Raw genomic sequence first — 25,492 nt, 5'->3', positions numbered from 1 at the left:
CATCCGCTTCTTCCCAACACCTGCCAGGTATGCAACGCGCGCGCGGGCGCGTTTACTTACCATTGTACATACAGTTAAGGTTATCAGGGGCGTCACCCCCCGGCAAATAGCTTAGACTTTTGTCTTATACTGCTAAAAAACGCGCAATCTTTGGTAACTGATTGGAATAGTTTACAAAACTATGGTCGCCGCCTTGTTCAATGTGTAGCTGGCTGGCCTGATATTTCTGCTGCGCCTGCCGATAGTCCAGCGTTTCGTCGCCGGTTTGCAGTAATACCAGATAGTTTTCCGGGTGCTTAAGAAGGGGGGTATCAAGTTGCTGCAAACGATCCATATCCTCATTAACGATAGAAAAAGGTTCCTGAGTATAAGGATTTACATGATTGCCAACATACCCCAGTAATAGCTCGTACGGCCTGACTGCCGGATTAATTAAAACCGCCCGGCCACCGTGCTGCTCTACCAAATAGCTGGCCAGATACCCGCCCATCGAACTACCAATGACTTTTAGCCCCTGGGCCGTCAGTTCAGGATGCGCTGCCAGGTAGTCATCTAACTGCGCTTTTACCTTGCCTGGAAAATTCGACAGTTGCGGAATATGTAACCGAATGTGTGGCCGATGTTGTGCAAACCACTGTGCTGTAGCTTGCGCTTTAACTGACTGGGGTGAGCTTAAAAAGCCATGCAGGTACAACAGGTCACTCATTTTACTCTCCTGATATGGGTTTGCCAGCTTCCATCTGCAGCTAAATCAAGTATCCGAATACCGGCAGCCTGGTGGGCTTGCGCAAAAGTAGGTTGCAACGCCCATTGCCAACAGGTGGAGGGCGCGCCTAATGTTGTTAGCTGCTGGTGACGGTTAGCTACCGTATGGTGTAAGTGACCGTGTACCATCAAGCGAACCGGCTGTCCGGCAAGCTGCCGCCACAGGTAATCAGTATTGGTTAAACAATGCCTATCCATCCAGCTATGGCTGGGCACCGGATGGTGGTGTAGAGCAAGCAGATGATGCCGGTGGTGATGCTGCTGCATAGCATGTCGCAGCGCATTGAGCTCATGTGGCTTAACCCGCCCCTGCCCCGCCATAAAGCGTGTATCCAGGCCATGCAGCGCCCAGTTGGCAATTAGCCACGGCTGCCCGGCGCCTAACGTATGCGCCGCCAGTAAACTATTAAAATACGGGTTATTATCATGGTTACCGGCGATGACTTTGAATGGCAGATGCGCTGCATAGCGTGCTAATAATGCAATAAAATGCCGGTAGCTGGCCTGGCTATCATCTCCACTAATATCGCCGGTGATTAGCAAGCCATCAGGTTTGCTGCCCACGGCCATCTGTAAGCACCGTTTAAAGCCAGCGTACGGGGCGATACCTGCGTAGCCGGTTTGGTCAGGCTCGGAAAAAAGATGGCAGTCGGTTAGCTGAACCAGCCGCATCAGGCCTCGCTGGCCACTTTGGGCCGATGTTTAAGACAAAACTGTAACCATTCACCTAAAAACTGATTGACCATTTGCTTTTCATTACGCTGACGCATATTGCGATTAGGATAGTCATAGGAGGGGGCGAAGGCCCCGGTATTCTGGCTGCTAATAACTTCCGCCATACGGGCATCATGATACAACCGTACTATCATCGATGGTTTCAGATAGGCTGGTGTATGGGCATTGAGCTGCTCTACCATCAAACTGGTGGTATAACGTGCCGCTTCGGTAATCGTAATGCGATAACTCAGGTTTGCCCCAACCGTAAATTCAAAACACAGATCCTGGGTGTCGCAGTCAGGCAGGACACGCAAAAACCGCGAGTAATTCACCTCGCAGGTAGCCTGCATACTGGGCAGGTGGGGGACATACTTTCGTTGTTGACTACTCACAGTGATGCCAGTTCTCCAGCAATGTTTGTTTGTGCATAAAAAACCATTGTAGCGCAATAATCGACGCTGCATTGTCAATGTGGCCATTTTCCAGCCAATCAAGGGCATCCTGCTCTTTTACCCGGTGTACCTGAATATCTTCCGCCTCGTCTTCAAGGCCATGAATGCCTTTGGCCTGATGCGCGTCGGTTTTGGCAACAAAGATGTGAATTCGCTCGGTGGTGCCACCTGGACTGGCCAGATAACTTAAGGCTTTGGTCAAATGAGAAAGGGCTATCCCGGCTTCTTCCTGGGCTTCACGGTGACACACCGCTTCAGGGCTTTCACCGGCATCAATAATACCAGCAACCACTTCAATGAGCCACGGTGTTTGCGAGGTCGGCAACGCGCCTATCCTTATTTGCTCAATTAGCACAAACTCTTTGGCCACCGGATCATACGGTAAAACGGCTACCGCGTGGCCGCGCTCAAAAATTTCCCGTTTAACGGTATCGCTCCAGCCCCCGGCAAATAATTTATGGGTAAAGTCATACCGGACCATTTTGAAAAACCCGTCATAGAGGGTTTCGGTTTTCTCGATTTTGACGTCGTTTGAGTTAAATCTATGGATTTTATTGCTCACTTACATTCACTCTCGCATGTAAAAAGGTTATTATACGTGCAAAATAAGAGTCGTGGATTTACACGAACGTGGTTGGCAGCGCAATTGGGTGGCAATCGCTGGTCTATTGTTGGCGCTATTTGACATAATATTATTCACATATTCTGTTACAGTTAAATACGCGCTGAAACGACTATAGACTACCGATTTGCAGTTGACTTTCATACACTTTACAACCTTTAGCAGTCTGAAGACTCAAATAGAATACATAGAAGGCGGACTAATGAAACGAACACTTCTGTCGCTGGTGATAAGTTTAGGAGTGACTACTTCTGCTTTAGCTGATGACTTATTACAGGTTTATCAGCAAGCACTGGCTAATGATCCAATTGTTAATGGTGCGAAAGCCCAACGCGATGCTTCTTTTGAAGGAATATCAATTAGTCGCGCCAATTTGCTGCCACAAATTTCGGGTACCGTGGGGTATACCACAGCAAGTCGTGAAAGTACGCAGTTTACCGGGACCGATGAAGATAACCTGGCATTGATTACTATCGACTCAGATACGGATACACTGGATTATGGTATTTCGGCCACAATGTCGTTGTATGACCATGCCAACTGGGTAGGCTTAGATCGAGCGGAAAAGGTCGCTGAGCAAAGTGATGCGCAACTGGCGGCCAGCATGCAGGATTTGATTGTGCGTACTGTTACCGCTTACTTTGATGTATTACGCGCGAAAGACAGCCTGGAATTTGTGCGCGCCGAAAAACGTGCTATCGATCGCCAGCTGGAACAAACTAAGCAGCGTTTTGAAGTTGGTTTGACCGCAATCACAGATGTGCATGAAGCGCAGGCGAACTACGACAGTACCGTGGCGCAGGAAATTCAGGCCGAAAACCAGGTAGAACTTGCCCTGGAAGCGCTACGCGTGATCACTGGCAAATACCACGACCGTATTTACAGCCTGAATACTGAGTCATTTTCAGCCTCAATGCCAAGCCCATCAACCCCTGAAGCCTGGCTAAAAATTGCTGAAGACGCCAACTTGTCTTTGCTGGTAGACCGCCTGGCGCTGGATATTGCCAAAGAAGATATACAAAGTGCGCGTGCCGGACACTTCCCTACGCTGGACTTGTCCGCAGGTGCTAACCGAACTAAAAACGATATTTCCAGCGACCGGATTGATTATGAAACGCCGTGGCTGGACAGCTACAGTGTTGGTGTCAATCTGACCGTACCTATTTTCCAGGGGTTACGGGTCACGGCGCAAACGCAGCAAGCTAAATACCTGTACATAGCAACCAGTCAGGATTTAGAACAAACCTACCGCCAAACCGTCCAGTCGGTCAGAAGCTCGTTTAACGATGTGAATGCAGCGATTTCAACAATTCGCGCACTGGAGCAGTCGGTAGTGTCGGCCCAAAGTGCACTGAAAGCCACAGAAGCTGGCTTTGATGTAGGTACACGTACTATCGTAGACGTATTAGACAGCACTCGTAATCTGTTTGATGCCCGCCGCAATCTTTCAGTAGCCCGCTATGACTTTATCCAGTCAGTGGTTAATCTGAAACAGGCCGCCGGTACGCTGACCAGTGAAGATGTTAAAATGATCAATGGCGGTCTACAACCTGCCTCAGAAAACAACACATCTACACAATAAATTGTAGGTATAAAAAAACCGGGGCGTTTGCTCCGGTTTTTTGCTGTCTGTAATGCCTTAATTTACGCCTGTGGCATATTTAATTGGCGATTTTATGGTTTACCTGGCTTAGCAACTCAGCCAATAATTTCACCTGCTGCTGCAATTCTGCGAGGTTAGTCGCAGATGGCTCAAAATTTTCTAGTCGGTCAGAAAATTGATTTAATTTGCTCTGCAACGTTATAAGATCCATATCCATTTGAATTTTACTTTACATAAAAACCAGGCCTAATTGCCTGATAAGCCGCCGAAATCAGATGAACTATAGTCTAATATTTCGCCGCTTATTGCAATAACCCTGAATGTAATTAACCCCTTTGATATTGAAGATACATTCATGCAAGCTGTTGAACTACAAGATCGTTTCGAGGCTGTCCGCGCGAACAAGCTATTTGAGACCTTTGTTATTATTGTTATTGTGTTTTCGGCGCTGCTGGTGGGGGCCAAAACATACGATATCCCCGCCCCGTTTGGCACTATCACCTTACTCTTAGACTGGTTTATCAGCTTTTTCTTTCTAACCGAAATCGCCATTCGGTTTATGGCCGAAAAACATAAAAAGCATTTTTTCAAAAGCTTCTGGAACTGGTTTGATTCGTTGATTGTCGTGGTTTCACTGATACCGGCTGATAATGCTGAGTTGGCCGTAGTAGGCAGACTGGTGCGTGTGTTTCGGGTATTACGGATGGTTTCGTTTATTCCCGAACTGCGTATATTGCTGGTTTCTTTGGTCAAAGCTCTGCCCCAGCTAGGCTACGTTATGCTGCTGATGTTTATCATTTTTTATATTTACGCGGCGATTGGCAGTACATTATTTGAAGCAATAAACCCTGTGTTATGGGGCGACATTTCTATCTCTTTACTGACGTTGTTCAGGGTTATGACCTTTGAAGACTGGACCGATGTAATGTATGAAACCATGGAAGTGTACCCGCTGAGTTGGGCGTTTTATCTTAGCTTTATCTTTTTTACCGCTTTTGCGTTTCTAAATATGGTAATTGGTATTGTGGTCAATGTGATGGAGCAGGAAAACGCTAAGGCGCGAATGGAGGCCGAGGAACAAAGCGATGAGCCCAGCCTGAGCGAAATCATGCAGGAAATAAAAGCTTTGAAAGCCCAGCTTAAACAACGCGAACGCGACTAAGAATGGGCGATAAGCGTATCTTTGCTTTCAATAATTCACCCGTACGGCCAGCGGCCGCATGGGTGAAAGCATTTACAATGTTTCGCGTAGAGCCTGGGCGCGCTGTTGGTCTTCGGGCTGGGAAAACTGCCGGGAGTCCAGGCGACGCTTGGCTAGCTGGCGTTGTTGTGCTGTGATCAGTAACTCAACGTAGTTAAGATAGACCGCGTCACTGCCCACATTTTCAATCTTAATCTTGTCATAAAAACTGAGCGCCTCAGCGGTTTTTTGTTGCTGCTTCAGTATTTGTGCCAAAGTATCCACAGCCTCCGCATTTTTAGGCTGTAACGCCACTGCACGCCGGGCCAATGGCTCTGCATCAGCAATCTGTCCTTGCTCCAGGTACAAATACGCTAAATTATTCAGTACTACGAAGTTCTCTGGCATAGCGTTCAACAGTTTTGCGTAAATTTGTGCAGCTTCGGCCGGATTCTGGCTAATCATTCGTTCGGCATACAACAAGGCGGAGCGCACATCCTGCGGATAATTATTATAGTGCTGTTGTAAAAACTCAAAGGCTTGCTGACGCTGCCCACTGCTTTCATACCCGGCAACCACCAATAAGGTGTTTTTGGGGTTTTGCGCATGTTCATAGGCGACTTTAGCATCTGCCAGCGCCGCCTCGCTATTTCCTTCAAGCAGGCTTAATCGCGCCGTAATCCCTTTTACGAAGGGTAAACTGAGCACCTGTTCAGGCACTTCTTGCAAAGAACGCCGAGCTTCCTTGGTCTTTTGCTGCAAACCAAGAAAATACGCTTTCAATACCTGAATTTGCGTATCTGGGCGCTTCTCCAAAAACTGATTGACCGTGACTAGTGCCTCTTTGTATTTACCCTGGGCGTCATTTAATAGCAGCTTGCCCAATACCGCCGTTTTATCCAGCGGATACAAATTTACCCATTGTTTGTAATGGGTGTTGGCTTTAGCCACATCATTTGTTCGAATTAATGCCTGCCCTTTTAAATTCCAGAATGTTACCGGCGCTGCTGTATCAGCCTTAATAGAATTCAGGGTAGTCAGAACGTCGGCGTATTGCTGCTGCGCAAATTGCATTCGGGCCAGCAAGATACGCAGTGACATATTATCCTGTGCCTGCTGTAATGCCGCCGCGGTACGTTTTTGTATTTTCTCCACCGCTTGTGCACTTTCGCCCTGCGCCAGGGAATACAATAACGATAATGCCTGGGTATCAGCCGGATTCTGCTTTAGCAGCTTTTCTAACCGCTGTTGAGCGGCGCCATAGTCCTGGGCAATAATATCGAACTTGATACTGGCCAGGGTAAGCTCGCGACTTTGCGGAGCCCGTGCTTTAGCACTCTCCAACAGTTTTTTCGCCTGCGCCATGTCGTTATCTTTCATGGCCAGTTCCGCCAGATAGATATACGGTACTGCGTCATCGGGGCTTTGTTCGAGCCATTGCTTAGCAAGCTCGCGGGCTTTTTGCTGTTGCCCGGTGCTCACATAAGCGGCCATCAATGTTTTTTGCGTAGCCACGTTATCCGGGGCTTTTTCCAGTGCCGTTTCTAAGTTAACAATACCCTCGATATCGTTAACTGACAGTTGCAATACACCCAACCGCGCGAGATCGGCAGCGCTGGTGCTCAGCTCGCCGCTTTTTTCTATCATTTTCTTCGCATCGACCATATTGCCTTCACGCAGCAATTGGAAGCCAGCTTTAGAAAACAATTCGGCGTCCTGCTCGGTATTGCCCCCGACCCGGTTTAATATATCTGAGGCTTCTTCATTTTCGCCTTGGCGCAATAAGCTGTCAGCCAACATGCGCAGGCCAGGATGGTTATCAGGTAACGTAGAGGCGACCATTGACAAATGTTGGCTGGCCGCGGCAAAGTCTTGCAGTTGGTAAGCCGAAAATCCGGCTACCAGGCGCGCCGCAGGGCCGCTTTGTCCAGATTGAATAGCTTTTTCCAAATGCCGCTGAGCGCTTTCAAACCTCCCCAGGGTTGAGTCAATCAAGCCTTGATACTGATTAAGCAGGCCGTTTTTGGGGTGTTTTTTTAATAACGGCGTGACATATGGTTGGGCTTCTTCGGTTCGACGATTTTCAATCAGCAAACCAATCAAAGCGAACTGTTTAGTGATATCGGCCGGATACAGCTCAACGTATTGTTTATACACGTCAATGGCTTCGGCGGGCTGCTTGGTCAACGCGTATAAGCGGCCAAGTTGTTGCAGTACATCTTTATTGTCGGGCGCCTGCTCGGCTAGTTGTTCGGTTTTTTCCAGGGCCGCCGGGTAATCGGTGTTTAAAATGTCTGCATACGCTTCACTGAGCCCGATATAAACCGAGTCGCTATCAAGTTCGCGTAATTCACTTATAAGCGCCTGCGCTTCGGTTTTTTTGTCCAGCTGGGCTAACGCTTGTAGTTTATAAAAGCCAACTTCAGCCTGCTCTTGCGGGCTCATCCCGGCAACCTGGTAATCCATCTCGACTAGCGCGTTTTCAGCCCCCGTTTGTTGGTAAGCCTGAGATAACAGCGGAATTACTGCCGATGCCGGATGGCCTAATTCTATCGCGCGGTTGAGTTCTTTTTCGGCCGCTTCAAACTGGTTGCTCATTAAATAAAGACGCCCCAACTCAAATCGCGGTGCTGGCGCTTGGGGGTTCTGCCGAATAGCATTTTTGTATTCGATTACTGCCGCTTGTGTATCCTGACGCTGCGCATAATCGCGTGCCATGGTCAGGTGCTCATCCATTGATTTTTCGCTACAGCCTGACAATGCCCCTGATACCGCTAATGCGATACACATGGGCATGATAATTTTTTTACCTGCCGAAATTAGCTTCATCCTTACACCTGCTTTATTTGTTATGTTTTTGTTTGGCAACGGGGAGTTTACCTTTCGTTGTCGAATAATCCAGTTCAGCTGACGAAAAAATCATCCATTTTTGATGCGATCTTGCCCGGATTAAATGGTATCTGGAGCGCGAATGCCTTATAATATCGCTTTTGCAACACATGCCAGCATTTACGAAGCTGTGCCCGCCTTACCCATCAGGATCCTGAATGACCACTACTGTCGATTTGACATTTAAAGACCTCAACCTTCCAGAACCCATCTTACAAGCACTGGAAAAGGTTGGCTATGAGAAACCCTCGCCGATCCAGGCTGAAAGTATTCCATTGCTAATGCAGGGCCATGACCTGCTTGGCCAAGCCCAGACCGGAACAGGAAAAACCGCCGCGTTTGCCCTGCCAATGCTGGCCAATATTGACCCAGAAGCCAAGCTCCCACAGTTGTTGGTACTGGCACCGACCCGTGAATTGGCGATCCAGGTTGCTGAAGCGTTTCAGGTCTATGCTAGCTTCTCCAAAAAAATTAAAGTACTACCGGTTTACGGTGGACAGTCTTATGACAATCAGATTCGTCAGTTAAAACGTGGCGTTCAGGTAGTAGTGGGTACCCCAGGCCGAATTATTGACCACATTAATCGCAAAACGCTAAACCTAAGCGAACTGCGCTTTTTGGTGCTGGATGAAGCCGATGAAATGCTACGGATGGGTTTCATTGATGATGTTGAAACCATTTTGTCTAATGCCCCGGCCACCCGCCAGACTGCGCTGTTTTCTGCCACCATGCCCGGGCCAATCAAAAAGATCACTCAGCGTTATCTGAAAGATCCTAAGCATGTGAAAATTGCCTCTAAAGTCTCTACTGCGTCGACAATTCGTCAACGTTACTGCCAGATTGCAGGGCATCACAAACTTGAAGCGCTGACGCGTATTATGGAAGTAGAACCGTTTGATGCGGTTATTATTTTCGTACGTACTAAAACAGCCACAGTTGAACTGGCCGACAAGCTTTCTGCTCGCGGTTACGATGTAGAGCCGCTTAATGGTGACATTCCTCAGAATGCCCGGGAGCGGACGGTAGAGAAGCTGAAACAGGGTGCTATCGATATTCTGGTAGCCACTGACGTTGTAGCGCGTGGGCTGGACGTTGAGCGTGTTAGCCATGTTATCAACTATGACATTCCTTACGATACAGAGTCTTACGTTCACCGTATAGGCCGTACTGGCCGTGCCGGCCGGGCCGGTGATGCGATTTTGTTTATCTCGCATCGTGAAAAGCGTTTGTTATTCGCCATCGAGAAAACCACTCGGCAGGCTATCGAACAAATGCCGATCCCTTCGATCAGCGAATTGAACGAAACCCGGCTTTCGCGTTTTAAACAATCAGTTGTTGAAGCGTGTAATGATGACAGCATTGAATCGCTGATGTCATTAGTTGAAACCCTGCAAAAAGAAACCGAAGCGGCACCTGAGCGGCTAATTGCTGCGCTAATTAAATTGGCGCAGGGTGATGAGCCGTTACTGCTTAAAGAAGGCGACCGTCCTGATCTAAACAGTAAGCCACCGCGTGATTATAATGAGCGTAATGACCGTGGCGGCGAACGTGGCCGTGGTGGTGAGCGTCGTAAGCCTACCAAAGCCCGTGGAAAGCCAGAAGCTGGTATGCAACGTTTTCGCATAGAGGTAGGACACTCGCATGGTGCTAAGCCAGGCAACATCGTTGGTGCGATTGCCAATGAAGCAAACCTGAAAAGCAAAAACATTGGCGCTATTGAAATCTTCGATACGTATAGTACCGTTGACTTGCCAGATGCCATGCCAGAGCCGACCAAAGATATCCTGCGTAAAGCACGGGTAGCCGGCCAGCGCCTTAACTTGCGCGAGTGGTCAGATACCCCACCCAAGCGTAAAGGGCCACCAAAACGTTAATGGCATAGGTATATAACAAAAAGCAATATAAAGTTGGTTTTTGTTGTTTCTCATAAGTAAAGAAAAGCGTCAGAATGACGCTTTTCTTGTATGTGGTATTAGGTAAAACGATGCGTTATTTTCCAGTATTTATTGATGCACAAAACTTGCGATGTTTGATTGTCGGCGCAGGTGAAGTAGCAGCGCGTAAGCTGGAACTGATGCTTAAAAGCCCCGCCCATGTCACCGTGGTGGCACCTGATATATGCAATACTGTAAGAAGTTATGCAGATCATCCGCAAGTAACGCTGGTAAACCGCAGCTTTACTGATACCGATTTAACGGATATCGAAATGGTCTTTGTGGCCACCGATGATGAGACCTTAAACGCCCATATTCATGATGTAGCACGCGCCCGCAAAATTCTGGTGAATGTGGTAGATAATACGCCATTGTGCCAGTTTATAACGCCTTCTATTATAGACCGTTCGCCCATAACCATTGCGCTAAGTAGTGGCGGGGTGGCGCCGGTGCTATTGCGCTATTTACGGCAAAAGCTGGAAAGTGTGATTCCGGCGAATATTAGCGCATTAGGCCGTTTTTCCGAAAAGTTTCGCGACACGGTAAAGCAAACATTAAAAGGCGTAACCGCACGCCGGTACTTTTGGGAAGATGTGCTCGATGGCGATATTGCCGAGCTGGTAGAAAAAGGTCAGCAGCAAAAAGCCGAACACTATTTTGAACAGGCTTTACACGCTGCGGCCAATGATCAGCAGCCCCAGGGCCAGGTTTATCTGGTTGGTGCCGGACCAGGCGATCCAGATTTACTGACCTTTCGGGCCCTGCGTTTAATGCAAAAAGCCGACGTGGTAGTGTATGACCGTTTAGTGTCACCGCAGATCCTGGAACTGGTACGCCGCGATGCAGAAAAAGTGTATGTGGGTAAAGCCAAAAGTAACCATACTCTGCCTCAGGATGACATCAACATGCTGATGGTAACAGAGGCGAAAAAAGGTAACCGGGTAGTCAGACTGAAAGGCGGCGATCCGTTCATTTTTGGCCGTGGTGGTGAAGAAATCCAAACCCTCATTGAACACGACATCGACTTTCAGGTAGTGCCCGGAATTACGGCTGCCAGTGGCGCGGCCAGTTATGCCGGCATCCCCCTAACCCATCGCGATCATGCCCAATCAGTGTTGTTTGCGACGGGCCACCTAAAAGACGGTACTATCGATTTAAACTGGTCAGCATTGGCGCACAGTAACCAGACTCTGGTCTTTTATATGGGGTTAACGGGTTTACCTATTATTTGTCAGAAGCTGATGGCACATGGATTGGCAGATACCACGCCTATTGCATTGGTTCAGCAGGCTACGTTAGCAGAACAAAAAGTCGTCACCGGTACCTTGGCCGATATTAATGACAATCCGCAAACGGCGCTGTTAAAGCCACCCACACTGATTATTGTGGGGTCTGTGGTATCCCTGCATAAACAACTGGACTGGTTTACGCCGGGCAAAAATTAAACAACTTACATTTTCGATTCGCCGTAGTATAGTGCCCACATAGTGAGCGACAAAGGCAGTATACTATGCGCGTATGTGTGGCCCTGTTATGTGTAGTGGTGTGGAACGGTCTGCCCAGTGCAGCGGCCCGCCAGTTAATGTTTGACAGCCAGCGTGAGGAAGCGCAGTTAACCTATCAGTATCGCTGGGAAGATTTCCAGCAAGCAGAGCAAGAGTTGACCTTTACTTTGGATGCGCAGGCGCTGGCCCGCGCCCCGGGCGAACCGGTTCGCTACACCCAGGCTAGAGTACAACGCTACATTTATGTGGCGTTGGTAAAGGCTGCCCGAGAGGTGGATCCCAAGCAGGCGCGTGTAAATATCACCCAGCAAAATGATGGGGTTCAGATTGCGGTCCGCTCAACCAGTCAGGCGCTTAATCAACAGTTAAGCACCTCATTAAAGCAAACCAAAGAAGCCGCCTTCGACGCTTTTTTACAAGAACATTACTATACCCGTTATACCACCGTGTTTAATGAATCGGCGGTTAAACCTGACCATGCCCGGTATGTAGCTGAATATACTAAGCCGCTGGTACCGCTATCGCAGGCTATTTACGAGCAAATAGAACAAACTTCAGATGCCCGCCGGTATTTCGATTTGTTGTTAAGCTGGGTGCAGTCAATCCCCTACGATACCCTTGAAGATCGCTCGCAAAACAGCGGGGCGGGCTTTAACCCGCCCGCGCGTTTGTTGGCATCCAATCAAGGCGACTGTGACAGCAAGTCTGTGTTAACAGCCGCTATTACCCGCGCTTTTTTACCCGATACACCGCTTATTTTAGTTCTGTTACCCCAACATGCTTTATTAGGCGTGGCGCTGACCCCCAAAAAAGGCGAGCAAACTATTGATCATGACGGTAATACCTATATTTTGTTTGAACCCACCGGTCCCGCCCAGCTACCTTTCGGTGAAGTCGCTGAACAGACTTACCGCCACCTAGCTAACGGACATTACACCGTAGAGGCGCTGTAATGCTGGCTTATCCGCTGCGGCTTCGCCAACCAGGTCTATTGAAACCAACAGCAAAATAAGGTCGATATAAGTAAATGCGATCTCACCTAATGACGCGGGCGGCGCGGCATTCGATGCGGATTGCGCTGTTTTAGCCTACGGCACGAAGAGCGCGACGTTTAGAGGCTCTGAATCAGGGTAAGCGTCAGAAACAGGGCCAGTACGTAGTCATCGCCTTCATACATAGGTGGTCTGACTATCTTCACCCAAAGCAAGTAACGCGCGACTAAAGCCCACACTCGCCCCGGCTTAGCCAGTTTCGCTCACAGAGCTGGCGCCCAGCCTTAGCCGGCTAATTACGTTAAGGCTTTGAGAAGACGTGAAAAAAGTACGTGTTTGGGCTACTTACCCAGGCCCACTACGCGGCTATCGCTTTCTATTCCAGGTATACACTGGAGGCTATAGGCACCCGATTATCGTGGGGTAATAAAAAGCCGGGTGCCTGTAGGGCCATCCCGGCGTTGTTGTTAGGTACGTAAACTACTGCTACCCCGTGCTTACATTTGTTCCTCTGCAAACTGGGCCAGACGCGAGCGCACGACCCCATCCAGATTAATGGTGGCACTGCCCGAAAAGTTTTTAAATTTCTCTACCAGGTAGGTTAAGCCAGACGTCACCGGCGAGAGATAATTACTGTCTATCTGCGCCAGGTTACCACTGCAAATCAACTTAGTGCCCTCCCCGCAACGGGTTATGATTGTTTTAAGCTGTGATGCCGTGAGGTTTTGTGACTCATCCAAAATCACTATAGAATTTTGAATGCTACGGCCGCGCATAAAATTCACCGACTTAAACTGTATATTGGCTTTCTCCATTATGTAATTCATGGAGCTTTTAGCGTTCTCATCATGTTTGTGCAGGACCTCCAGCGAATCGGTAATAGCAGCCAGCCAGGGCGCCATCTTTTCTTCTTCGGTACCGGGCAGAAAACCAATAGATTCGGCAATATCCGGGGTACTACGCGTTACAATGATTTTGTCGTACATGTTTTTTTCGACCACCATTTCCAGCGCAGCAGCCAGTGCCAGTAAGGTTTTACCGCTACCGGCCGGCCCGGTGAGAATAACCAGGTCAATATGCGCATCGAGCAATGCATGCAGGGCCATCGCCTGCCCTACGTTTTTCGGCGATATGCCCCATGCATGTCGGCTCATTAAACGCTCATAGCCCAAATCCAGCACTTCAAGGTGTTCATCATCCATCGACTCAACCAGGCCGGCGAACTGTTTACTGTCGTCCAGCAAAAACTCGTTTACATAAGCTTCGGGCAAGACATTACGCGGTAAGGTGTGAATGGTATCGCGCCCTTCCGAGCGACTCTCCACAGATTTAACCTGATCCCAAAAATTACCCGCGAACTCATGATAGCCACGCGACAGATATTTAATATCGCTAATCAGCTGGTCAGTACGGTAGTCTTCGACATGGGCAAGGCCGGCCCCTTTGGCTTTTAGCCGCATGTTGAGGTCTTTGGTAACCAGGACGATTTGCTGGGGTGCATAGGTTTTTTGCAGATGTAACGCCACATTAATAATGCGGTTGTCATTTTCGTTACTGGTGAATACTTGCTGGGCCTCCATCATGTTAAGATCAGCAAATATAGATAATGCGCCGGTCGGGGCGTCTTTACCCGCGCCGAGCCCCGCCATACTGACTCCCGCCAGCATTTGCTCCGGGGTAGCGTCATGCAAAAGATCTTCCATCGAACGAATCGACACTCTGGCATCACGGGCTACGTCTTTTTTACTGTCTTTGATATAATCCAGTTCTTCCAGCACGGTCATTGGTACAACGACATCATGTTCTTTGAAAGAGAGAAAGGCGTAAGGTTCGTGAAGCAGAATGTTGGTGTCGAGGACGTAGATTTTGGTTTCGTTGGATTTTTTTCTAGGCATCCTTCACTCCGGTAAATAAAACCATGCCCGTCTGAATCACTGACGTGCAGCAGACGATGCGAGAAGGAAATTGTTGGGCCGAACGTAACGACCCAGTTTCCGTGTCGTATCGACTTACACTTTCACCATAATCCAGATTTTGCAGATGCGCACGCCTTTTGTGGATTTATTTTTTTGTCACATTGTGGCTTTAGGATGACGTACCCTGGTAAGGCTTTAGCCAAATTTGTGGTGTATTTAACCGCGCGGAATTTTTTTCATGAAGTAAACTTTATTCGCGGCTATCGGATAAGTACAATACCGCCCTTTTATTATAAGCGACCAGAGAAAACATGAGTTCAGTAAGCGAATACGCTGTGGGCCAGCGTTGGCTAAGTAATACGGAATCAGAGCTAGGGTTAGGCGCGATTATTAATCAGGACGGACGTTCTGTAGAGGTCTATTTCCCAGCCACCGGCGATAGCCGTAAATATACAAAGCATGATGCGCCCCTCACACGGCTAACATTCGCCGAAGGTGACGATATTAAAAGCCAGGATGGCTGGACCATGACCGTAACGTCGACCGAGCTCAGCCACGGCGCGATAATTTATTATGGTACCCGTCGCGACACCCAAGCGTCAGCGAAGTTACCTGAAACCCTGCTTGATCACCAAATTCGGCTGAATCAGCCAGAACAACGTTTAATGAGTATGCAGCACGATAAGCCAAAATGGTTTGATTTGCGGCTGCGAGCATTTACTTATTTAAGTGATTACTATCGCTCATCAATAATTGGCCTGGCCGGTGCGCGGATAGAGTTGATTCCGCATCAGCTGCATATTGCCTCTCAGGTGGGGAACCGAAATGCCCCGCGGGTATTACTGGCCGATGAAGTTGGTTTAGGTAAAACCATTGAAGCGGCGCTAATTATTCACCAACAGTTAAAGACCTCGCGCGCCCAACGTGTCCTGATTGTCGTACCCGATTCGCTGGTACACCAATGGTTGGTAGAGATGCTACGGCGGGTGAACCTGGCTTTTTCAGTGTTCGACGAAGACCGCTGCCAGGCGATGGATGAAGACGGTGACAACCCGTTTGAACAAGAACAATTGGTGCTGTGTAGCCTAAGCTTTTTAACCGGTAGCACAAAACGCCATGAACAGGCATTGGCTGCGGGCTGGGATATGCTGGTAGTCGATGAAGCACATCATTTAGCCTGGTCACCTGACGCGCCTTCAGCAGGCTACCAGTGTATTGAAGCTTTAGCCCAACAGGTGCCGGGCGTATTATTGTTAACCGCGACACCCGATCAGTTGGGTCATGAAAGTCACTTTGCCCGATTACGTCTGCTTGATGCCGCCCGTTTTCATCGCTATGAGCGATTTTTAGAAGAGGAAAGTCATTATAGCGAGCTGGCTGAAGCCGTGGCTCCATTATTGGAAGACGGCGAGCTGGACGATACACAGCTTGCCCGGCTTGAAGAATTAGCCCCCAATAGCACCGCCGCACTGACTAACCTGAATGACATGGACGAACGTGATGCGCTACTACACCGGCTAATTGACCGCCATGGTACTGGCCGCTTGTTATTCAGAAATCGTCGGGCCGGGATTAGCGGCTTCCCCGCGCGCGAGCTAAATACCTACGCACAACCGTTGCCCGATGTATATGAAGATGCGCTTGCTGTGGAAAGCGATTTACAGCAGGCCTTGTACCCTGAACGCCAGGCTGCCCTGGTCGATATCTGGACAGAACTGGATCCCAGAGTAGAGTGGTTGCTGGCGTTCCTGCCAACGGTGAAACCTGAAAAAGTTCTGCTTATATGTGCCAGTGCAATTACCGCACAGCAATTGGGCGAGGCCATCCGCCAGCGTACCGGTATTCGCCATAGCGTATTTCATGAAGGCATGAGTATTGTGGAGCGCGACAAAGCCGCCCATTTCTTTGCGGACGCCGAAGAAGGTGCCCAAATCTTACTGTGCAGTGAAATAGGCAGTGAAGGCCGCAACTTTCAGTTTGCGCATCATCTGGTGTTATTTGATTTACCCATGACACCTGATTTACTGGAACAGCGAATTGGGCGCCTTGACCGCATTGGCCAAACTGAAGATATTCAGATTCATATTCCTTATTTGGAAGATTCTGCGCAGGCGGTATTGTTGCGCTGGTATGACGAGGGTCTAAACGCGTTTAACCAAACCTGCCCCACCGGCGCGGCAGTATATCAGCAAGTTGAAGGCCAACTGTTAAGCTGTTTGGAGATGCCCGAAGATGAGGCTGGGCTGGAGGAATTAATCGCTGAAAGCCGAACGCTTAACACCACACTTAAACAACAACTCGACCAGGGCCGCGATCGTTTATTGGAATTAAACGCCTCCGGTCAGGGTAAAGTTGAAGATTTGCTTGATGACATCATTGCGGAAGATGCGAATAGTCATCTTCCAGAATTTATGTCATGGCTGTTTGATGCAATCGGTATCAATCAGGAAGAAAAAGGTGATGATTGCTTTATTATCAGCCCCGGCGAGTCGATGATAAACAACCTGCCAGGGCTTGATCCTGATGGTATGACAATTACCTTCAGACGGCGTGTGGCCACTACCTTAGAGCATGTACATTATATTAGCTGGGATCACCCGCTAGTACATAATGCAGTAGATCTTATCTTAACCGACACGGTGGGTAAGGCCAGCTTAGGTTTTATTGGCGATCGGATGCTGCCAAAAGGTGCCTACTGGCTTGAGGCACTATTTGTACTAGGGGTAAACGCCCCTGCCCATTTACAGGCGCACCGTTTTTTACCCCAAACACCCATTAAACTGTGCATTGATGCTGAGGGTGAAGCCAGTGATATCAGTTTCGATAAAACCCGCCGGGCGAACAAGAAGATCGCCCAGCAATTGCTGCAAGCATTAAAAGATCCGGTAAATAAGCAAATTGAGACCGCCCGCCAGCTTGCTCAGATTAAAGCCGATGCTTTATTGCAGGCAGCGCGGATCAGTATGCAGACCTCCCTACGTGACGAAATGAGCCGTTTGCAGGCATTACAAAAACAGAACCCGGCCATCCGTGACAGTGAAATCAGCTTTATTGACAATCAGCTCAGTGAATTGACCAAAGCATTCGAGCAAGCTGAAGTTCAGCTGGATGCACTGCGAATCGTAGTGAACAACCCTTAATGGCAAATCCTTCGTTTGTATACGATCCACCAATGTCGCCTTATCTTGATATTTTATATCAGGATGAGGCTATTATTGTGGCTAATAAGCCCAGTGGGCTGCTTAGTGTCCCTGGAAAAGCTGCCGCGCATAAAGATGCTTTGATAAACCGGGTGCAACGGGTTTATCCCAGCGCGTCGGTGGTGCATCGGCTGGATATGGCTACATCAGGTATTATGATAATGGCCATGAGCAAAGACAGTAATCGCTATCTGTCACATCAGTTTGCTACCCGCCAAACACAAAAGCGTTATTTTGCGCGGGTTAAAGGCCGCATGACTCAACCTGGTGGAATGGTCGATTTGCCGCTGATTTGTGACTGGCCAAATCGTCCCAAACAAATGGTAGACCACCAAAAAGGTAAGTCGTCACTGACCTATTATACTGTGATCCAACGCCAAGATAACGAAACTCTGGTGGCGCTTAAACCGGTGACCGGACGTTCGCATCAGTTACGGGTGCATATGCTAGCTTTGGGCCACCCAATATTGGGGGATAGGCTATACGCCGATGCCGAGGGGAAAGCAATGGCGCCCCGTTTACAGTTACATGCGCAGACGTTGATTATCCGGCATCCGCATACCCAGCAGTGGTGTCATTTTGTGACGCCCATTCCCTTTAGTGATTATCAGCCCCCCGCCCTGGCGTTACCCGAGTATATCAACGATTAAGTTTTGGTCTGCCTGGCCGATACCGTACTACCCTTTGTAGTATTTACGACCCAGGCAGATTGTTATGCGTTTACCCCGCTTATTGATTACCGCAACGCTTAGTATGTGGGTATGTATTGGCCATGCGTCGATGCTGTCTGAAGAACTTAAAGCCCGCTATCCTGGCGAGCAGCATCTTGCCCTTAGTGCTGGCGAAGATGCGCTCACTGTGCTGCAAACCTCTTCGCGAACCACTTTACCTCGTGGCGTAGCCATTATTCTGGTGGAAACCGGTTATCAGGGGCTGACCTTACCTGGCGCCTGGCAATTATCTCAGCGGATGAGTCGCTGGGGTTGGCATGTGTTGATAGCACCGGTTGAAATTAACACTGTTGCGCAAAATACAGAAAACGGCGCGCCCACTGAGATTACCCGCTTTACTGATAGCAGCCATAGCTGGGTAGATGCGACCGACTGGGACACCCAGGTAATGCTTATTCTTAATGCAGCGTTTGCTGCGGTAGACAGGGAGCCTGGCTACCGACTGGTTATCAGCCAGGGTATGAGCGCCGCAAGTGTGTTAAAACTGGATGCCCAAAACAAGTTGCCAGCCACCGATTCATTGGTAACGATTGCGCCTTTTTGGCCTCAGGCGGGATTAAACCAGCGGATTGCTCAGTATCTAAAAGATAGCCCCACCCCGGTATTGGATATCAGTGGTGGACTGCGTAACCGATGGTCAGCACTTACCGCATCGGAACGGGCACGCCAGGCTACTGTTAATCTCAAATTACACTACCGTCACCAAGCTATCAGTGACGATTTTGCAGGCTCGTCGCTGGATACCCAACTGGGCTCAGTATTCGTTAATCAGGTGGGCAAAACCATCTATGGTTGGGTGGATTATCTGGGGTGGTAGCGAGGTTACCAGGCAGCGTAGCGCCGCGGGTTTTCCGCCAAATGCAAATAAGAACTTTTTTTACTGGCATTTCAACGTTCTGTTTGTTTTACTAATAAGCAGGATGAAATCGGCAAATAACAAACTATACTTGGACAAAAATAACAACATAACCGGCTCTGGCTTAGTGAAAGTAAATGCCTTTATAGATAACAAAGCGAAGCAGCTATGCTATTACCTCCGGGGTTTTTGGGGTAATCAGATTGCCTATAGCGAACTGGAACTCTTCTTCTGGGACATCCTTGAAGAGTGGAGTCAGGTTGACTACGATTTGTCACAGCCCTATTCCAGTAAAGAGCGCGCCTTCTGGCATTTATTGCATCAAATGCATTTCTGGGATGCTGAAAAGCTGATGTACGATGATGAGCTTATTGAAGAACTTCAAGGTTGTGCAAATTATCTGGAAGGTAAAGGTGCCTGTCCGGCAGATTGCATTGGTATTCGTCCCTGAGACACATTATATTTTCCCTCCTGCGCTTCTCATTTGTTCTAAGCTGACCTCCTATGTCGTTATTGCAACTTCTTAATGCCTACCGCGATCGTCGGTTATTAAGTATTTTTCTGTTTGGTATCTCCAGTGGTTTCCCTTTTGTCATGATAGGCTCGGTGATGTCAGCGTGGTTGTCTGACGAAGGATTATCCCGGGCCAGCATTGGCTTGTTTGGCATTATTTTTAACGTCTATGCGTTTAACTTTTTGTGGTCTCCGCTGCTTGACCGTCTTCGGCTACCCTGGTTAGGGCAGCGCCGGGGCTGGATAGTTACTATGCAACTGGCTATTGCTGGGTGCTGTATGTACATGTCGACGCTGGATGTACAAAACGCACTGTACACCATGGCTTTACTGGGTCTGCTTATCGCCATTTTCTCGGCCACCCAGGATATCGCCATAGACGCCTATCGAATTGATATTATTGCGGATAATGAGAAAGATAAACTATCAGCAGCATCGTCATTGGCGACTGCTGGGTGGTGGACGGGTTACGGCGGGCTTGGCGCCCTCCCCTTTGTGATTGCAGACTTACCCGGCTGGAGCTGGTCTGATATTTATTTATTGCTGGCAGGCATTATGGCCAGCATAGCGGTATTCACGCTGCTGGCAAAAGAGCCTGACATAGACCGGGCAGCGCTTGTGCAACAGGCCCAGGCCAGGTACGCACAAGCCACTAAAGGCGCCAGCACCGCGTTATCCGGGCTTATCGCCTGGCTAGCGGTTGCTTTAATTGAACCTTTTCGCGAATTTTTCAGCCGCAATGGGGTCCGGCTGGCTTTATCAATTTTGGCATTTATTTTCCTGTTCAAGCTCGGTGAAGCCTTTCTGGGCCGTATGAGTATTGTGTTCTATAAAGAAGTTGGGTTCAGCAATACTGATATTGGCTATTATTCCAAACTGCTGAACTGGTGGGTTACCATTATATTTTCGGTGATCGGTGGCCTGATGAATATTCGCTACGGTATTTATCGCGGGTTATTCATCGCGGGTCTGGCGATGGCGGCCAGCAACCTTATGTTTGCCTGGATTGCTGAGGTGGGGCCCAGCAAAGGCTTATTTGCTGCGACCATTATCGTAGATGGGTTTACCTCAGCATGGAGTACAGTGGCTATGGTAGCGTTTATCAGTTTAATGTGTAATCGCACCTTTTCGGCGTCACAGTATGCGCTGATGGCATCGCTTAGTGTTGCAGGAAAAAATACTCTGGCCACCAGCAGCGGCTGGATAGTGGATAGCCTCAATGGTAACTGGAGTTTATTCTTTATTTTAACGGCGGTGATGGTAACACCGGGGCTGCTTTTTTTGCGGACACTGCGGCAAGATATTGCTATCGCAGAAAAAAACGCGGCAAAAATGTAATTTGGAAAACCGCAAAATATTACCTATCTTTGTTAAATAGGATTTTTACCCGCCAGGAAAACAATGATAACGGTAAGTCAGCTCAAGCAAACCATCGCCCGCACCTACCGGCTTGGTTTCGGTATTATTGCGATCATTATCACGGTATTTTTCGGCTACAACTATTATCAAATTACCTCTATTGACCTGCAACCGGCCATTATCAATATTGCCGGTAAACAGCGTATGCTGTCGCAACGTATAGCACTGATAGAGAGCTTATTGTTAAACGAGCCTAATCATGCAAAAGTTGCTATTTTAAAAGCTGAACTTAGCAGTCGAGCTCAGGAATTCGCTGATAATCATGAAATTCTGGTTGGCCGTCAGCCCCGCGATAACCAACTAAATATATTGCCGGCGGTGATTGAAGAACATTATTTCGGCGGCCGTCAGCCGTTAGATACCCAGGTAAGGGTGTATGCCGAACGCGCTTTACGCATGGCCTCTGAAACAGATATTACCCGCTACCCACCTTTATCAATTGATGAAATAACCGAGCTGTTATGGCGCTTAGACAAATCAGTCAGTTTATTTGAAGCCCGCTTAGGTAATGCTTTTGAAAAAGAAAAACGGCTAACCATTTTAGCGTATGTACTCATGCTGATAACGATGTTAATCACCGTTTTTAAATTATTCAGACCAGTTGAAAAGCTGATGTTCGAGCAACATGACTTTGCCCTTGATGCGCATTATGATGCAGCTCAACAAAAGCGCGAGGCAAGAGAAGCCGCCATTGCTAAACAGCTGTTTTTAGCCCGCATGAGTCATGAGTTCAGAACGCCTATTGCCTCTATGATTGGCGCGTTAGAGTTACTGCCTAATATGCTGGATAAACAAAAAGAACTTACGGCAAAAGCCACGCAAGCTTGTCATCAGTTACTGAGCCTGACCAATAACCTGGTAGACACAATGGCAAGCGCCGAAATTCAGCAGGAACGCGCCGGCCAGCCATTTGATCTGATTCGACTAATCGATGAATGTATCAGTGTGTATTCCTACCAGTGTAAACAACAAGGCCTGACCTTAAGTATTAAGGGCAGTGAAACACTTCCTCAGTACGTATTTGGCCCGCCTGTGGCACTCTCTAAAAGCATAAAAAACGTACTAGATAATGCGGTTAAGTTCACCCATAGTGGCGCGGTAACCGTGACTCTTGCAATGGCCGCAAAAGATGAACGTAATGTTATTACAGTCACCGTTACCGACACTGGCCCCGGCATCCCGACCGGCGAGCAACCTTTCATCTTTGATTCCTTTTTTCGCGGCGAACAAGCACGTAAAAACAACTGCCCCGGCGCCGGCGTGGGACTTGGCGTAGCAAAGCTGCAATTGGAAGCAAATGGCGGTAAGCTTGAGCTGGTGCGTTCCGATAAAAATGGCACAACATTTATGCTGTCCCTTGGATTGCAAATAGCGGAAAGTGAACAGACCGGTGTGGTGGCCCGCCAGCCCGGCCACTTTGCTGTCATTGATGATATCGAAATTTCGCGTCAACACTTGAGCAACCTGATTAAATCCCAGGGTTTTTCCGTGGATACTTTTAGCTCCGGCGCGGAGCTGCTTACCCGGCAAAGCGATATTAAACAGTACAATGGCATTGTAATGGACTATTTTATGCCTGGCTTATCGGGTATGGAATTATCTACCAATCTGCAGGCTATGTACGCTGATGCTGTGCCGCCCATTATCTTTATTTCCGCCACCCCAGACATAGCCAATCTGGTGCATGGCTCCAATCTGCAAATATGGCAGACCTTCGTTAAACCGGTAGACCGAAACCGGTTTGTGGATGCGTTACACCACCTGGCTTCCAGTACGGCATTTAAAGGGGTGGAACAACGCGAGGCTGACATTCTGGTGGTAGAAGATGAGCCTATCAATCAGGAAATATTAAAAGCCATGGTGGAAAACTTAGGCTATAAGTGTTGGGTGGCCTCTACCGCAGAAGAAGCACTCAATGCCACCCTTAAGCGGCGTTTTGATGTGATTTTGCTGGATATCAATTTACCGGATCAAAGCGGTCTGCAGGTAGCTGAGCAAATCAGGCTGAACGGAACTACCACACCTCTGATCGCCGTAACCGCCCATGCTTATGAGGCCGATCGTGAAGCTACCCGTTTGGCCGGCATCCGCTACCATCTGATAAAGCCGGTCGCATATCAGGAGTTACGCCATACGCTGAAGCAGGCATTACTGATTCGCTAAAACACTGCTGCGCCGCAGTAGGTCAAACCGATAACGTTTGGCGCAACTGTTGTTTTCAGTCTTCTTCGTTATACACAATGGCCAGATTGCGGCCACTGGCTTTGGCATCGTAAAGCGCCATGTCTGCTTGCTCCAACCACGCCATAGCAGAGGTCACTTCGTGGTCAAACGGGGCCAGCCCAAGGCTTACTGTAAAGCGTATAGGCTGGTCATCGTGTAGCACTGTGGCCGCTTCGGCAGCCAGCCGAATTCGCTCGGCTACTAAGTGGGCTTGCTGCGCATTGGCATCAGGTAGTACCAATGCAAATTCCTCTCCCCCGTAGCGTCCGGCCAGGTCGGTTTCACGTATGCATTGGTTGATTAGCCCGGCCAGGGTCTGAATCACTTTATCGCCGGCCTGATGACCGTACGTATCGTTAATTTTTTTGAAATGGTCGATATCCAGCATGACTGCGGCTACCTCAGCATCGCGGCGCTTATAAAGTTTGAAAATGCTATCAAACCGTTCCTGCCAGTAACGTCGGTTATACAACCCAGTCATGCCGTCTACCCGGCTCATGTATTCGAGTTCTTCGTTCAGCCGTTCTACTCGCAGTTTACCCAAAGCTTGATCTGTCACGTCGTACACCAGCATACATAATTGCTTGGTTTGGCCGTTATCGCAGGTTAACGGAAACATAGTGACATTTTGGTACATACAGGCTGAATCTGAGGTAATTGGCCGGTTGGAACCGAAACGAAATAAATACGGCCGTTGTTCCCAAATTAAAAAAACCGGCGTTTGTAAATTGAATACCGGCTCCGCTTTCGCCCGCAGCCAGCTTTCGTCAATATCGTCAAAATGGTGGAACAACGACTGACCACAAATTTGCGCCGGACGAATATCAGAATGGTTTTCCATGAACTGATTCCAGACTTCAACTCTGAAATTCTCATCCAGCACAACAATACCCACCTCTATTGAGCTAAGTAATTCCTGCTGCCAGTTCACCGCCGCAGCGTAATTGCGTGTCATATGGCCTCCTGCCCTAACAACATCAGCCGGGTATAAATCTTTTCCATGGCATCGTCGGGAAACAACAATAATAAGTCAAAACTGATATCACGACTTTTGATAGCATACGCTATCTCTACGGCCATCACCTTACTCCAGCGCGAGATATTGTCGCTAAGCAACACATCCAGCCCACGATGGCGGCCCAATAATTCTGGCTGACTATGGCTGAAATTCACATTCAGTTGGTCGGATAGCGCATTTAAACAGGCGCCGGTCAAAATGTTCGACACATCCATCAATGCTTCAAGCTGTAATTGAATATCATCGGCTTTACCACGGTATTGCAATAGCTCAATAATATTATGGGTATTAGTGTCGTTAAAGATCACCAGGGCTTCGCCTTTAATACCGGCACTCACAAACCCTTTAGATACCGCGGAGACGCTTTCATTATGCTGTATTTCAGCAATGGCCATATGCAGCTCATTGCTTTCGATTAGATTGACATTGGGGATTGGTAAGTCAATAAACTCGCCCAGGAGTTTAGCCAGGTTTTCGCCCGCCCGGCCCATGGCGACATTAACCAGTTCGCGATAAGCATCCAGCTTGTCTTCAGCGGTACTGTCGCTGGCGCAAAGCCGCTTTGACGCCGGTTCAGGTGCCGCCTGTCCGTTATAAATACCGTATTGGCTTAGTAATTCACACAGGCGGGGGTTATCGATAGGTTTGCGGATAAAATCCAGCGCCCCCATGCTAATCATACGTTTTCGTGCTTGCTCCTGAACATCGCCGGAAACCACTATCACCAAACAGGGCAAATCTTCTTCGCGAATGACCTGCATGGTTTGATAGCCGTCCATTATCGGCATATTTAAATCCAGAAACACCACATCGGCCTTGCCTTGGCGAATTGCAGTAATGGCTTCTTCACCATTACTGGCAAACGACAACGCCACATCCCAACCTTCGGGTATAGCGCGAGCCATCTGCTTGCGGGCAAAACCGGAATCATCGCAGATAAGCACGGGCGTGGTCATC

The 25,492-nt window shown here is 48.6% G+C and carries 20 protein-coding genes; 11 read left to right on the top strand and 9 right to left on the bottom strand.

Translation table 11 applies throughout. The features are described from left to right. Nucleotides 1–124: 124 nt before the first annotated feature. From D0Y50_RS02540 to nudF, 4 genes are read right to left on the bottom strand one after another with little or no spacing between them, the layout of a single operon-like run. Nucleotides 125–706: a YqiA/YcfP family alpha/beta fold hydrolase gene (locus tag D0Y50_RS02540; RefSeq protein WP_117315315.1), complete on the bottom strand. Its 582-nt coding sequence runs from the start codon at nt 704–706 to the stop codon at nt 125–127. Beyond that, nucleotides 703–1,437 carry a metallophosphoesterase family protein gene (locus tag D0Y50_RS02535; protein WP_117315312.1) on the bottom strand — a complete coding sequence of 245 codons (735 nt, stop codon included), beginning with the start codon at nt 1,435–1,437 and terminating at the stop codon, nt 703–705. Before D0Y50_RS02535 ends, D0Y50_RS02540 begins: the two co-directional genes overlap by 4 nt. Then, nucleotides 1,437–1,832: a DUF1249 domain-containing protein gene (locus D0Y50_RS02530; protein ID WP_108565546.1), complete on the bottom strand. Its 396-nt coding sequence runs from the start codon at nt 1,830–1,832 to the stop codon at nt 1,437–1,439. The genes D0Y50_RS02535 and D0Y50_RS02530 overlap by 1 nt, the downstream gene beginning before the upstream one ends. A gap of 34 nt (nt 1,833–1,866) precedes the next feature. After that, nucleotides 1,867–2,496, bottom strand: a complete 630-nt coding sequence (nudF, locus tag D0Y50_RS02525) for an ADP-ribose diphosphatase (protein ID WP_108565547.1) — start codon at nt 2,494–2,496, stop codon at nt 1,867–1,869. Nucleotides 2,497–2,758: 262 nt separating this feature from the next. On the opposite strand from nudF, the gene tolC reads away from it, so the two are divergent. Further along, a complete protein-coding gene (gene tolC / locus D0Y50_RS02520; protein ID WP_117315310.1) occupies nt 2,759–4,138 on the top strand; it encodes an outer membrane channel protein TolC in 1,380 nt (459 codons plus the stop codon). A 79-nt stretch (nt 4,139–4,217) separates the two neighbouring features. Here tolC and D0Y50_RS19620 read toward each other — a convergent pair whose 3' ends face one another. After that, nucleotides 4,218–4,376 (bottom strand): hypothetical protein, encoded by a 159-nt coding sequence (locus D0Y50_RS19620; RefSeq protein WP_218023552.1) that lies wholly within the window; start codon nt 4,374–4,376, stop codon nt 4,218–4,220. 138 nt (nt 4,377–4,514) lie between these two features. On the opposite strand from D0Y50_RS19620, the gene D0Y50_RS02515 reads away from it, so the two are divergent. After that, a complete protein-coding gene (locus D0Y50_RS02515) occupies nt 4,515–5,321 on the top strand; it encodes an ion transporter (RefSeq protein WP_108565549.1) in 807 nt (268 codons plus the stop codon). Between the two features lie 72 nt (nt 5,322–5,393). On the opposite strand, the gene prsT is transcribed toward D0Y50_RS02515, so the two are convergent. Further along, nucleotides 5,394–8,168, bottom strand: a complete 2,775-nt coding sequence (prsT, locus tag D0Y50_RS02510) for an XrtA/PEP-CTERM system TPR-repeat protein PrsT (RefSeq protein ID WP_232366440.1) — start codon at nt 8,166–8,168, stop codon at nt 5,394–5,396. 218 nt (nt 8,169–8,386) lie between these two features. On the opposite strand from prsT, the gene D0Y50_RS02505 reads away from it, so the two are divergent. From D0Y50_RS02505 to D0Y50_RS02495, 3 genes are all read left to right on the top strand, one after another. After that, nucleotides 8,387–10,102 carry a DEAD/DEAH box helicase gene (locus tag D0Y50_RS02505; RefSeq protein ID WP_108565550.1) on the top strand — a complete coding sequence of 572 codons (1,716 nt, stop codon included), beginning with the start codon at nt 8,387–8,389 and terminating at the stop codon, nt 10,100–10,102. Nucleotides 10,103–10,212: 110 nt separating this feature from the next. Next, a complete protein-coding gene (gene cysG / locus D0Y50_RS02500; RefSeq protein WP_117318610.1) occupies nt 10,213–11,607 on the top strand; it encodes a siroheme synthase CysG in 1,395 nt (464 codons plus the stop codon). A 65-nt stretch (nt 11,608–11,672) separates the two neighbouring features. Then, the gene (locus D0Y50_RS02495; RefSeq protein ID WP_117315308.1) at nt 11,673–12,620 is read left to right on the top strand and encodes a hypothetical protein; all 948 of its coding nucleotides are present in this window, start codon (nt 11,673–11,675) and stop codon (nt 12,618–12,620) included. 536 nt (nt 12,621–13,156) lie between these two features. On the opposite strand, the gene D0Y50_RS02490 is transcribed toward D0Y50_RS02495, so the two are convergent. Further along, complete coding sequence (locus D0Y50_RS02490) at nt 13,157–14,554, bottom strand: PhoH family protein (protein WP_117315306.1); 1,398 nt, start codon at nt 14,552–14,554, stop codon at nt 13,157–13,159. Nucleotides 14,555–14,886: 332 nt separating this feature from the next. On the opposite strand from D0Y50_RS02490, the gene rapA reads away from it, so the two are divergent. The 6 genes from rapA (at nt 14,887) to D0Y50_RS02460 (ending at nt 23,457) form a co-directional block, all read left to right on the top strand. Continuing rightward, complete coding sequence (rapA, locus tag D0Y50_RS02485) at nt 14,887–17,715, top strand: RNA polymerase-associated protein RapA (RefSeq protein WP_117315304.1); 2,829 nt, start codon at nt 14,887–14,889, stop codon at nt 17,713–17,715. Continuing rightward, nucleotides 17,715–18,425: a bifunctional tRNA pseudouridine(32) synthase/23S rRNA pseudouridine(746) synthase RluA gene (rluA, locus tag D0Y50_RS02480; RefSeq protein ID WP_108565554.1), complete on the top strand. Its 711-nt coding sequence runs from the start codon at nt 17,715–17,717 to the stop codon at nt 18,423–18,425. The genes rapA and rluA overlap by 1 nt, the downstream gene beginning before the upstream one ends. Before the next feature lie 64 nt (nt 18,426–18,489). Then, nucleotides 18,490–19,323 (top strand): DUF3530 family protein, encoded by an 834-nt coding sequence (locus D0Y50_RS02475; RefSeq protein ID WP_117315302.1) that lies wholly within the window; start codon nt 18,490–18,492, stop codon nt 19,321–19,323. A gap of 130 nt (nt 19,324–19,453) precedes the next feature. Further along, nucleotides 19,454–19,813: a hypothetical protein gene (locus tag D0Y50_RS02470; RefSeq protein ID WP_408640674.1), complete on the top strand. Its 360-nt coding sequence runs from the start codon at nt 19,454–19,456 to the stop codon at nt 19,811–19,813. 53 nt (nt 19,814–19,866) lie between these two features. After that, entirely contained in the window at nt 19,867–21,213 is a 1,347-nt protein-coding gene (locus D0Y50_RS02465; RefSeq protein ID WP_117315300.1) for an AmpG family muropeptide MFS transporter, read from the top strand. Nucleotides 21,214–21,276: 63 nt separating this feature from the next. Continuing rightward, nucleotides 21,277–23,457: a response regulator gene (locus D0Y50_RS02460; protein WP_117315297.1), complete on the top strand. Its 2,181-nt coding sequence runs from the start codon at nt 21,277–21,279 to the stop codon at nt 23,455–23,457. 55 nt (nt 23,458–23,512) lie between these two features. Here the strand turns inward: D0Y50_RS02460 and D0Y50_RS02455 are convergent, their stop codons facing one another. After that, nucleotides 23,513–24,472, bottom strand: a complete 960-nt coding sequence (locus D0Y50_RS02455; protein WP_108565558.1) for a sensor domain-containing diguanylate cyclase — start codon at nt 24,470–24,472, stop codon at nt 23,513–23,515. Beyond that, a complete protein-coding gene (locus D0Y50_RS02450; protein WP_108565559.1) occupies nt 24,469–25,491 on the bottom strand; it encodes a response regulator in 1,023 nt (340 codons plus the stop codon). The genes D0Y50_RS02455 and D0Y50_RS02450 overlap by 4 nt, the downstream gene beginning before the upstream one ends. Nucleotide 25,492 lies beyond the last annotated feature (1 nt).

It is taken from the genome of Salinimonas sediminis (genome assembly GCF_003429285.1).
GTDB lineage: Bacteria > Pseudomonadota > Gammaproteobacteria > Enterobacterales > Alteromonadaceae > Alteromonas > Alteromonas indica.
Note: the sequence above shows the minus strand (reverse complement) of the source record. Positions and strands in the feature narration are given on the sequence as shown.

Bases quoted from the DNA above. Each gene is read 5' to 3' on its own strand.
- D0Y50_RS02515 (WP_108565549.1), top strand. From the start codon at position 4,515: ATGCAAGCTGTTGAACTACAAGATCGTTTCGAGGCTGTCCGCGCGAAC.
- rapA (WP_117315304.1), top strand. From the start codon at position 14,887: ATGAGTTCAGTAAGCGAATACGCTGTGGGCCAGCGTTGGCTAAGTAAT.
- D0Y50_RS02465 (WP_117315300.1), top strand. From the start codon at position 19,867: ATGTCGTTATTGCAACTTCTTAATGCCTACCGCGATCGTCGGTTATTA.
- D0Y50_RS19620 (WP_218023552.1), bottom strand. From the start codon at position 4,376: ATGGATATGGATCTTATAACGTTGCAGAGCAAATTAAATCAATTTTCT.
- D0Y50_RS02540 (WP_117315315.1), bottom strand. From the start codon at position 706: ATGAGTGACCTGTTGTACCTGCATGGCTTTTTAAGCTCACCCCAGTCA.
- D0Y50_RS02495 (WP_117315308.1), top strand. From the start codon at position 11,673: ATGCGCGTATGTGTGGCCCTGTTATGTGTAGTGGTGTGGAACGGTCTG.
- D0Y50_RS02475 (WP_117315302.1), top strand. From the start codon at position 18,490: ATGCGTTTACCCCGCTTATTGATTACCGCAACGCTTAGTATGTGGGTA.
- prsT (WP_232366440.1), bottom strand. From the start codon at position 8,168: ATGAAGCTAATTTCGGCAGGTAAAAAAATTATCATGCCCATGTGTATC.
- D0Y50_RS02490 (WP_117315306.1), bottom strand. From the start codon at position 14,554: ATGCCTAGAAAAAAATCCAACGAAACCAAAATCTACGTCCTCGACACC.
- D0Y50_RS02530 (WP_108565546.1), bottom strand. From the start codon at position 1,832: ATGCAGGCTACCTGCGAGGTGAATTACTCGCGGTTTTTGCGTGTCCTG.
- D0Y50_RS02535 (WP_117315312.1), bottom strand. From the start codon at position 1,437: ATGCGGCTGGTTCAGCTAACCGACTGCCATCTTTTTTCCGAGCCTGAC.
- cysG (WP_117318610.1), top strand. From the start codon at position 10,213: ATGCGTTATTTTCCAGTATTTATTGATGCACAAAACTTGCGATGTTTG.
- D0Y50_RS02450 (WP_108565559.1), bottom strand. From the start codon at position 25,491: ATGACCACGCCCGTGCTTATCTGCGATGATTCCGGTTTTGCCCGCAAG.
- D0Y50_RS02505 (WP_108565550.1), top strand. From the start codon at position 8,387: ATGACCACTACTGTCGATTTGACATTTAAAGACCTCAACCTTCCAGAA.
- tolC (WP_117315310.1), top strand. From the start codon at position 2,759: ATGAAACGAACACTTCTGTCGCTGGTGATAAGTTTAGGAGTGACTACT.
- D0Y50_RS02460 (WP_117315297.1), top strand. From the start codon at position 21,277: ATGATAACGGTAAGTCAGCTCAAGCAAACCATCGCCCGCACCTACCGG.
- rluA (WP_108565554.1), top strand. From the start codon at position 17,715: ATGGCAAATCCTTCGTTTGTATACGATCCACCAATGTCGCCTTATCTT.
- D0Y50_RS02455 (WP_108565558.1), bottom strand. From the start codon at position 24,472: ATGACACGCAATTACGCTGCGGCGGTGAACTGGCAGCAGGAATTACTT.